This window comes from Snuella sedimenti, from assembly GCF_016428595.1.
Taxonomy (GTDB): Bacteria; Bacteroidota; Bacteroidia; order Flavobacteriales; family Flavobacteriaceae; genus Snuella; species Snuella sedimenti.
In genome coordinates this window covers 200,285-210,775 of the sequence record NZ_JAELVQ010000005.1, presented here as the reverse complement: position 1 = coordinate 210,775, position 10,491 = coordinate 200,285, and the positions used below count along the sequence as shown (strand labels likewise).

Annotated in this window: 6 protein-coding genes; 1 reads left to right on the top strand and 5 read right to left on the bottom strand. The window is 34.4% G+C overall.

Annotated features, from left to right (window positions below; translation table 11 throughout):
• Window positions 1-290: 290 nt before the first annotated feature.
• From JF259_RS06230 to JF259_RS06210, 5 genes are all read right to left on the bottom strand, one after another.
• Entirely contained in the window at window positions 291-1,526 is a 1,236-nt protein-coding gene (locus JF259_RS06230; protein ID WP_199114439.1) for an ATP-binding cassette domain-containing protein, read from the bottom strand.
• Window positions 1,527-1,579: 53 nt separating this feature from the next.
• A complete protein-coding gene (locus tag JF259_RS06225) occupies window positions 1,580-2,440 on the bottom strand; it encodes an N-acetylglucosamine kinase (protein WP_199114438.1) in 861 nt (286 codons plus the stop codon).
• Between the two features lie 88 nt (window positions 2,441-2,528).
• Window positions 2,529-3,530, bottom strand: coding sequence for a type I glyceraldehyde-3-phosphate dehydrogenase (gene gap, locus JF259_RS06220; protein ID WP_199114437.1), 1,002 nt, complete (start codon window positions 3,528-3,530; stop codon window positions 2,529-2,531).
• Window positions 3,531-3,548: 18 nt separating this feature from the next.
• Window positions 3,549-4,535 (bottom strand): 6-phosphofructokinase, encoded by a 987-nt coding sequence (pfkA, locus tag JF259_RS06215; RefSeq protein ID WP_199114436.1) that lies wholly within the window; start codon window positions 4,533-4,535, stop codon window positions 3,549-3,551.
• Between the two features lie 160 nt (window positions 4,536-4,695).
• Entirely contained in the window at window positions 4,696-9,072 is a 4,377-nt protein-coding gene (locus tag JF259_RS06210) for a translocation/assembly module TamB domain-containing protein (protein ID WP_199114449.1), read from the bottom strand.
• A gap of 396 nt (window positions 9,073-9,468) precedes the next feature.
• On the opposite strand from JF259_RS06210, the gene tsaD reads away from it, so the two are divergent.
• Window positions 9,469-10,491 (top strand): tRNA (adenosine(37)-N6)-threonylcarbamoyltransferase complex transferase subunit TsaD, encoded by a 1,023-nt coding sequence (gene tsaD, locus JF259_RS06205; RefSeq protein WP_199114435.1) that lies wholly within the window; start codon window positions 9,469-9,471, stop codon window positions 10,489-10,491.

Sequence of the window (10,491 nt, the reverse complement as noted above, 5' to 3'; positions counted from 1 at the left end):
TCTTTCATGTCAGGTGGTATTATTTAAGTTAATTTTATCTTTAACAAGTTAATAATACCTCCTGGTTTTAGAACGACGCTTTAAACATACAAACTCGATTAATAATTCAAGGTTAAAACACAATTAAGCATCTGACTTTTAATGTGTTGCAATTCCCACAGAGTGAGGAACGAACGACGAGAGATCTCATAATGATAAGATTCTTCCTCATATTTCATCAGAATGACATAGTTTGCACAACAAAACTAGTCAATATTCTGAAAATCAATCGTTTTAAAATCAAACTGAGGTTAAGAAGAAGAAATAATCCTACCTATTGACCCTGTACTCCGGGGCACCAACTCATAAATAAAATCTGGCTTTAGGAGTTTTTCCTCTTTTCTATGTGAAACGTACAAAATTGCAGTATCGGTTTCATGGGCAATTTTATTTATCAATTCCGTTAAAATATCAACATCGCAGTCATCTAGTCCATTGGTAGGTTCATCTAGAATGAGCAAAGGAGGATGCTTAACCATTGCTCTAGCTATTAACACCAAACGCTGATATCCCCTTGACAACGACAAAAAACTTTGCTTTCTAATTTCGTACATTCCCAAGACGCGCAACCATTGCTGTACAATTTTAATCTGCTCATTGGTTGGCACCTTATACAAACCAATTGTATCAAAAAAACCAGATGCAATCATATTTCCAATAGAATCCAAACGGGTTATCCCTCTTAACATTTCTGATGAAAAGTACCCAATTTTCTTTTTAATATCCCAAACACTCTCTCCACTCCCTTTTTTTACTCCAAATAAGGTTATGTCCTGGTTGAATGCCTTTGGGTTGTCGCCTGATATTAAGGTTAACAATGTGCTTTTTCCTGAGCCGTTAGGCCCTACTAATTGCCAAAATGTTCCGGGTTTAATCTCCCAACAAATATTTTTTACTACCGGTCTATTGTTGTAAGCTACAGTAACATTGTTGAATTTTACCAATGGTGATATCGATTCCCAGTCGTCTCGATAAGCTTTAGGCAAAGTTTCTACAAAAACTTTATGTTGGGATGCCGAATCGGAGGCTTCAATACCGTTCTGTAATACGGGCTTTCCATCTTGTAACAGGTAGACATCGTCTATAAAAGGTAATATATCTCTTCTTCTATTGGCTATCTGTATAATCGGTATTTTACAACTTAAATGCGCTAGAACTTCTTCAATTTCTTCTTGTGCTGCGCCATCTAAACTACCAAAAACATTATCTACAACAAGATATTCTAGGTTTTGGGAAATGAGGTGATTTAACAACGCCTTTTTTCGTTCACCTTGAGAAGATTTTTCTAAACTATTTTTAGCGGGAGTTGCTACTTCATAGTGTCCATGCCGAATTTCTTCTTCAATAAACTTCTCTATAGTTATTTCAGAAAAAAGAGCACCTTTTAAATTGGAATAGTTGCCAATAAGGTGCTCTTGCATTATATGTTTAATAAGCGTTCGCTTATTATCTTTATTTGAAATATAAAATGCGGAATTTTTATGCAAAAGATTAAGTTTTCAAAATATAAACCTCCTTTTGTGATAAAACGAATACCGTCTTAAAGGTTTTTAGTGTGATATGAAACCAAACCTTCTATAGGCCTACGCTCAAAGTTACCAACTTTAAAACCCATTTCTTCTGCTACTTCTTTTATCTCATTTTGGGAAAAATATGCTATAGATCCTGCAAAGTGTACTGGAGCATCTTTTAATTCTTCTTTAAATTGCATGATCATATTCCTGGCAAATAATCGAATGCCGTCCTTAATCAAATTAACAGTATACTCTGAATCTTTGTGCAAGAACATAAATTCTGCAAAGTTAGCCAGATAGGCATTTGGATTAGGCTGTTTGTACAAATTGTACTTAATATAATCGGCTTCCATATTGAATTTACTACCAAAGGCTATCTTTACATTTTCTGGCATGTGATTAAAGTAATAATCCCTTATTAATTGCCGACCAAAGTAATTCCCTGAAGCATCGTCCATAATAGAATAACCAAGCGAATCTACACGTTGGTGTACTTTTTCCCCATCATAGTAACTGCAATTGGACCCTGTCCCTAAAATACAAACTACTGCTGCCTCCTTAGGATCGTTAATTGTTGAGTAAACAGCAGCCATGGTATCTTCGTTAACTTCTACAGCAGCATTTTCAAAAATTTCCTCAAGTACCGATTTCAACATTGCCGTAGGCTTCTCTGTACCACAACCTGCTCCATAAAAAAACACGTGTGTTACATCGGCTCTATTGGCTTTTAAATCCTTATTCTTTTTAATTATTTTTTTCAGTTTCTTTTCTGGTAAAATAGCAGGGTTAAGTCCTTTTGTACGGATTTTTTCCAACAATTGTTTACCATTTTTGTCAACTGCAATCCAATCGGATTTTGTAGAACCACTATCAACAATTAAAATCATAAGTCTTATAGATTAAAAAAACTCCACAGAATCCTGTTTATTAACACAACCTTCTGTGGAGTCGTTACAAATTAATAATTAAATAATATTATAAAGAACCGATATGTTGAGCTAGATCAACTAATTTAGTTGAGTACCCATACTCGTTATCGTACCAAGATACTAACTTAACAAAGTTATCGTTTAATGCCATACTTGCATTAGCATCAAATGTACTTGTTTTTGGTTCAGAAACAAAATCCTGAGATACAACACCTTCTTCTGTGTACCCTAAAATACCTTTAAGTTCGTTTTCTGAAGCTTCTTTTATGGCTGCTTTTATTTCATCAAAGCTAGCGCTCTTTTCTAAACGACAAGTTAAGTCTACAACTGACACATCAACAGTAGGTATTCTAAATGCCATACCTGTCAATTTGCCGTTTAATTCAGGAATAACTTTACCTACTGCTTTTGCAGCTCCTGTAGAGGCTGGCACTATGTTGTTTAAAGATGCACGACCTAATCTATAGTCTTTTCTAGATGGCCCATCTACTGTAAATTGTGTTGCTGTTGCAGCATGAACAGTTGTCATTAAGCCTTCTGCAATTCCAAATTTATCGTTAATAACTTTAGCTAATGGAGCCAAACAGTTTGTTGTACAAGATGCGTTAGACACGATCGTGTGATCTGGCGTTATTTCTTTATGGTTAACTCCCATTACAAACATAGGTGCATCAGCTGAAGGTGCAGAGATTGCTACCTTTTTAGCTCCTGCAGTAATATGCTTTTGAGCGCCTTCTAAGGTTGTAAAAATACCTGTACAGTCCAACACTACTTCTGCTCCAACAGCATCCCATTTTAAATCTTCTGGGTTACGCTCTGCAGTAATTCTAATTTCATTACCGTTAACTACCAAATTTCCATTTTTAGTTTCGATAGTTCCATCGAATTGTCCGTGTACAGAATCATACTTTAACAAATAAGCTAAATGCTCTACATCTAACAAATCATTGATTCCAACTACTTCAATATCTGGTCTAGAAGCTGCTACTCTAAAAGCAATTCTACCTATTCTTCCAAATCCGTTAATTCCTAATTTTAATTTTGACATAATCTAGTTTATAAAATGTTAAGTGCTCATAATATCTGAGACACGCAATAATTCTAAGTTTATTTTTGATTTTCCTTTAATGGCTTTTTCCAAAGGTGTTAATTCCATTTTATTGTTCAACAATCCAACCATAAAGTTAGATTCTCCTTCCAACAAAGACTCAACAGCTTTTACGCCCATTCTACTGGCTAATACACGATCGAAACAAGATGGCGAACCGCCACGTTGCATATGCCCTAAAACAGATACTCTAACATCGTATCCTGACATATTTTCATCAACATAATCTTTTAACTCAAATATGTTTTTACCAATTTTATCGCCTTCGGCTACGATAACAATACTTGAGGACTTCCCTGACTTCTTACTTCTGTTCAAGGAATCTACAAGTCTATCTAGCCCTAGGTCTTCCTCTGGGATTAATATTTCTTCAGCGCCACCAGCAATGCCTGTATTTAAAGCAATATGCCCAACATCGCGCCCCATCACTTCAATAAAAAATAATCTGTTATGAGAACTTGCTGTGTCTCTAATTTTATCGATTGCTTCAACAACGGTATTTAAGGCCGTATCGAAACCAAGCGTATGGGATGTTCCAAATATGTCATTATCTATGGTTCCTGGTATTCCCATAACCGGAAAATTATATTCCTGATTAAATATCAAGGCTCCAGTAAAGGTTCCATCTCCTCCAATAACAACTAACCCATCAACATTGGCTTCATTTAACTTATTGAAAGCTTTTAATCGACCTTCTTTTGTTCTAAACTCATCTGATCGGGCAGATTTTAATATGGTTCCTCCTTTATTGATAATGTCTTTAACGCTACGAGCATTCATAGTTTTAAAGTCACCTTCCATTAATCCTTCATACCCTCTGTAAACGGCTATGCATTCTATTTTATGGTATGCACAGGTTCTAACTACGGAACGAATAGCTGCGTTCATTCCTGGAGAATCCCCTCCTGATGTTAAAACAGCTAGTTTCTTTATTTTGTTTGGCATTAAATATTCTAATTTTGCAAGTAAAATTAATAAACAAAAACCATAAAACTATAGCATTTTAAGTATTTTAACAAGACTTGTTAAACTATAACGTTTTAGTTAATAAAAAAAATGATTTTAAGGGAAAAAGCCTGGTAATTAGGCTGAAATATTGCGGATTTTAATTCTTGGAAGCTTCTTTCGTTGTTATAAAATCTGGTAGTGCATTACCTTCTTTATCATCAGATTCGCTCAGGTTTTCATTTTCTTGTTTCTTAGATTTTTTTAAAAAGCCCCGAAGCAATTCTTTAAAGGTATCAAAATCTACATTATAAGATAATCCTACTCCTTGGGTATATCCTATTGCTTCACCAAAGTTTCGTATACTATTTTCCCGGTTAAAGACTTTGGCCGTTAAAGTACCTTCTTCATTTAAAAGAAAATCGATTTCAACATCACCAGCTACAACGGTTTCATTAGCTCCCGCTCCTCCTACTGGCACGCCAACTTTACCATTTATTAGTACCCTATCACTTATTTGGGTTTGCAGGGTTACCCCAAAACGACCATCAGTCCTATAGTCTGGCCTGTTCTCCCCTGCTTCATAATTCAAACCTATATTTAGCTTGCTGTCATCATTGGTAAATATCCCATTAATAATACCATTAAGTCGCTCTGCTATGGTTCCCGAAAAATTAAGTTCGCTTAGACCTCTAGAAAACGATCCGGTAGACAAAAGGTACAATGCTTGGTTATGTCTATCGTCCCTAGACTCTAATCGATACTGTAACTCCGACTTAATCGTAGAGTTAACATTAGGAAAATCAAAACTGAATTCAGGTTGCGGTTGCTCCAAATAACCGGTTAACAAAATATTCAATTCAACCGGGATACTTCTATTAATTGGATTATCCAACAGGGGGGATGGATTTGCCTGTGTTTTATATACAGCCTCCATGTTTAGTATGGCTTTTAATGGATCTCCTTCCCAGTTAATGGTACCACCGGGTTGCACATTAAATGTTCTTGCAATTAAACCGCCATAAGCAAAATTATAGACTCCCTCGAACACCGAGAAATCTCCCCACATATTAAATTTACCATTTGTGTTAATTTCTACTAGTAGGCCTCCACGCCCTCTTCCTTTTAAAGCGTGCCCGCTATTTTTATTAATAATAATTTCCAGCTCGGCATCTTCGGTAACATCCAAATCAAAATCAAGTTCGAGTCCTTTTATTTCTTTAAACACAAAGTCAACACCTGCTTTTCTTGCCTGTTTTTCTTCTTTGGTTATAAACTTAATAAAAGAATTGTCTCCAAAGGATTCGGTATCACTAAGAGGTATTTTAAATACGGTTCCAGGTTTTGTTTCTCCAATTACATTTATAACCAACTGCTCTGTAGGGCCACTAATACTTGCATTACCTCCAACAAACCCGGTTCCGTAATACAGGACATCTTCAGCGTATTTTGTATCTAAGACCAGTAAACGCGGTGTGCTTATATTTAAACCCAGTCGCCATTTCGAAAAATTCACATGATCTATAGTTCCCTCAAGTGTTCCTTTTGAGCCAAATTTGGTGTCACTAAGCTGTACTTTGTTAAAAATGAAACTTTGGTTTTTTAAGATTACTGTAGGGGTATTAAGAAAACTATAATCGACATTAAGGTACGGAACACCTATACCCGCTTTTTCTAATTTTAAGCTACCGTTAATATCAGGACGTTTAAGGTTGCCGACAACGTTTACCGATCCTGTTGCAAGTCCGCGAACGTCACTCAGCACATCCTGTAACAAAGGATTTAAGGGTTTTAAACTAAATTTGTTTAACTTAAGCTCAACATCTATTTTTGGGTATCTAGTTGTAGTGCTAACAGTTCCGATAGCTTTAAATGACTCTAAGACATCATTCTTAATACCTGCATCAATACTATAAGTTGTTAGCGTACTGTTTGCTGCTATATTGGCTTCAAAATCACCCAACAAAAAATCGTTCACTTTTAAATTATCAATTACCAGTTTAGAACTCGGCAAATAACTTCCTTTCATTTGCAAAATATTCAACATGCCATTTACATTACCAGCCAAAGACAAACTATCAATATCTGGGGTTATTTTAGCCAGATCGACATCTTTAAAATTGAGTTTCAAATCCTTTTCCGTTGAGTCTTTAACAAATCCCTCAAGTCTTATTTCTTCTGTATCGTTACTTATTTGAAATTTATCAATATTGAACTTTAATAGTTTTTTATTAAACGAAACTTTATTTAAACGGTCACTTTCTTTGTTAATGTACCATTTATTATCTTTAATAGTCACATCCGACTTTTTAAAACCAATTACCGACTCATTGTCTTCATTAATAGTATGGTAAAAGCTTAAGTTGTAACTGTCACTATTTTGTTCCCCTCCATTAAACTCGGAACGCATAAACAATGTATCGTTTACGGTTACGTTTATTAAATTGAACTTAGAAACGTTATAATATTTGGTATTTATGCTGTCTACCTCTACATAAGTATTAAAAAGTGGGTTGCCATTGTCTACCTGCAGTTCTATGTTATTAACAAAATAGTCTAGCAGCTTAATTTTTGGCGACTTAAATGTAAGCCTAAATTGTTTTTCATCGCTTTCAACACGGCCACGTATATATGTGTTTTTTCCAAGTTCTATTTCTGGAAAAAAAACCTCTACTATTTTATTATATATTTTAAAATTAAAATCAACGCTTTGGTTTGTAGCAACCTCATGTGGTACATAATTGGTGTAAATATGTCCTAAAGAATTTTCGAAAATCTTTTTCAAGTCCCTAAACCTGAATTTTCCTTTTAAACTTCCTTCAATAATATCTGGAGAGGTTAGCTCTACAAACCTAGTAGTTCCTTCAAAGCGTGACGATATATCGAAGGTATCAAAATAATAGGTATCGTTTTGATTCTTATAAGATGTATTTTTAAAGGATATTTTCCCGTAAGCATCATCATAACCACTGCTATTCATGTTCATTTTCACATGACTTGTAAATACTGAAATGCTGTCTTTATCAATAAAATTTAATGCATTTAAATTGGCATAATCGACATTCGCTTCAAAGTCATACTTATTTACAGCTTCCGAAAAATCTACAAGTCCATTAAAATTCAGCCTTAAATTCTTATCGTAAGTAATTAGGTTACCATCGAAAATCTTATTTCTAACATTCCCGGCTACTTTTATTTTTTTATAGTTGTAATTATTATATTCTATTTCAAAAATCTCTCCCTTAACCTGGGTGTCAATAGTTTTAGCTACAAAACCATTTCCCTTTACGTCAAAATTTAGCGAACCTTTACCAACATTGGGATCATTTAAAAAACTTCCAAAGTCAAATTCTTCAAAAATCATTTTCCCTTCATACACTGCATTGTCAATGTCGTTAACTTTTGTGATCTCAAGATTAGAGTCTATGCCTCCCAACTCGGTTTGCATTTTAAAATCGGCGATAACAGCCGAAGTGGTTACCTGCGATTTCCCTACAATAGAAAACTTCCCTAAACTATCGAACGACGATGGTATGGTAGCACCCAAAACATTAGGGAGTAATGCCTTTAAGTCTTTATACGTAGAAGACAAATCCCTAAAAGAGCCGTTCATATAAAAGTCATTTGCTTCATTACTAAACAGGTTTTTAAAGTTAATGTCCCCGTAAACCCTAGTATTTCTACTGGTATTTAACTTTAAATTAGTTGCTACCAAATCATTTAACTTACCAGACAAATCTACACTGAACCGAGCATGCTGATTGGTTCCAAATTCATTATAGAATACATTAAGTTCGTCCAACAAAACATCAGAATCTTCAAAGGAAGCAGCTACTAAAACCTTATCTGTAAAATACTGTAAATCCTCACGATTGTACAAAAACTTTAAATTGCCTTTTAAAATCGAGTGTGCTGTATTAATTTCCAAATTAGCAAACGTCATATCGGTTAATGTGTATGCGAAATCGGTCATTAAATTATTCATCACTAAACCTCTACTATCCTTAAAACTGAGAGTATTCATACGCGCACTTACATCGCTACCATTAATCAAAAAATTAGTCGCATTAATATTTAAATCAGTAAAATCAAGAACTTTGGAAGTGCTTTTGTTTTCATTTATCAATTTAAACATACCATTGTATATAGAGACGTCGCTAGAAGACATTAAAAATTTACTTTCTCCTTTTCTCGGATTATCGCTTTCGAATTTTGCTACAAAAACATCTAAATTTGTTCCTTTTATATCCTTATATGTCTTAATATTAAATGTTAAACCATACAGATCAATATCTCCAAAAACCAATTTGCCATTATATAGGTTTCTAAAGCTTAAAATCGAGGTATTAAGCTCTTTAATATTAATAAGCGTGTCCTTTTTGAAATCCTCAACATAAATATTCTTAAGTTCAATGTCACCATTAAACTGCATGCCCACTTTATCTATATTTATGTTTGTGCCAAAATCTTGATTAAGTCGCTTGGTAGCATAATTTCCCAAGCTGGTTTGAACTGCCGGAATAGACAGTAACAACACCAAAATGGTGAAAAGTAGTAGTAGTACGGCTACTATTTTAGCTAATATTTTAAGCGTATGCCTGATGGTTTTTTGTTTATTATTCTTAAATCAATTTATATTTTCACTCATTTAAATTTTAGTAATTAATTTATTATACGTCAATTACTAAATATAAGAACGCGTACAACCACTACGTTCTCTTATTAAACTTGCTTGAAATTTTTAACACTACTTTTTTTATGAGGCATTTTTAAAAATTTATTAATGTCCGTTTCATGCAAAAAGTCTGTGAAAACTTCTCTACTAATCCAATCACATAAAAATAAATGAGTAGTTTTGTATTTACGTACAAACCTGTTCACAGTGATGTTTGTCTGGTTTCAAAATTAACAATTATTGTGCCTAATATTTACAATGTCTTCACAAAATATTTATATTCTAGGAATTGAGTCGTCATGTGACGATACTGCTGCTTCTGTAATTCATAACGGTAAGATTTTAAGTAATGTTGTCGCTAACCAAAAAATACATGAAGCATATGGTGGTGTTGTGCCCGAATTAGCATCTAGGGCGCACCAACAAAACATAGTACCTGTAGTAGATCAAGCCTTAAAAAAAGCCCAAATAACAAAAGAAGATCTTCATGCCATTGCTTTTACAAGAGGGCCAGGTTTAATGGGGTCCCTTTTAGTGGGTACTTCGTTTGCTAAATCATTGGCTTATGGTTTGAACATCCCGTTAATTGATGTTAACCATATGCAAGCACATATTTTAGCTCATTTTATAGATGAAGAAGGTTTTAACAAACCACCATTTCCTTTTTTAGCGATGACAATTTCTGGAGGCCATACACAGATTGTTAAGGTCAATAGCTATTTTGATATGGATGTTATTGGAGAAACCATTGATGATGCGATTGGTGAAGCTTATGATAAGAGCGGTAAGATTTTGGGATTGGGCTACCCTGCTGGACCAGAAATTGACAAACGTGCACAGCTAGGAAATCCTAAAGCTTTTAAGTTTACTAAGCCAAAGGTAGACGGTTTGGATTTTAGTTTTTCAGGTTTAAAAACAGCCATACTCTATTTCATTCAGAAGGAAACAAAAGCTAATCCTAACTTTATTTCTGAACACCTCAATGATATTTGTGCATCTATACAGCATACCATTATAGGGATTGTTATCGACAAGTTAAAGCTTGCAGTAAAACAAACAGGTATTAAGCACATTGCTATTGGCGGTGGCGTTTCTGCAAACTCTGGCATACGAAATGCTCTAAAAGTAGGTGAGCGTAAATTTGGTTGGACAACATATGTCCCCAAGTTTGAATTTACAACAGATAACGCTGCTATGATTGCCATTGTTGGATATTTAAAATATTTGGATGGTAATTTTGCCAAACAGGATATAACCGCATCAGCCAGATTAAAAATTTAA